The sequence below is a fragment of the Vibrio marinisediminis genome (assembly GCF_014050145.1).
Lineage (GTDB): Bacteria > Pseudomonadota > Gammaproteobacteria > Enterobacterales > Vibrionaceae > Vibrio > Vibrio marinisediminis.
The window spans coordinates 1-326 of sequence record NZ_JACFYF010000108.1; the positions used below are offsets into that span (position 1 = coordinate 1).

1 protein-coding gene is annotated in these 326 nt (G+C 47.9%); it reads right to left on the reverse strand.

Annotated features, from left to right (window positions below; all coding sequences use genetic code 11):
- Positions 1–326 (reverse strand): Hsp70 family protein (locus H2O73_RS23570; RefSeq protein WP_182110745.1); only part of this gene is annotated, 326 nt, incomplete at both ends.

Below are 326 nucleotides of genomic sequence, written 5' to 3' on the forward strand. Positions count from 1 at the left end.
GTGGTGTTCTTCTCAACAAGCTTAGTCATTACGCCGCCCATTGTCTCGATACCTAGAGACAGTGGCGTCACGTCTAGTAGTAGAACGTCTTTCACGTCACCCGCTAGTACACCACCTTGAACTGCAGCGCCCATCGCTACTGCTTCGTCAGGGTTTACATCACGACGAGCTTCTTTACCAAAGAATTCAGCTACTTTCGCTTGAACCATTGGCATACGAGTTTGACCACCTACTAGGATAACATCTGTGATGTCACCTACTGATAGGTCTGCGTCAGCTAGAGCAACTTTTAGTGGCTCAAGAGAACGTTGAACTAGGTCTTCAAC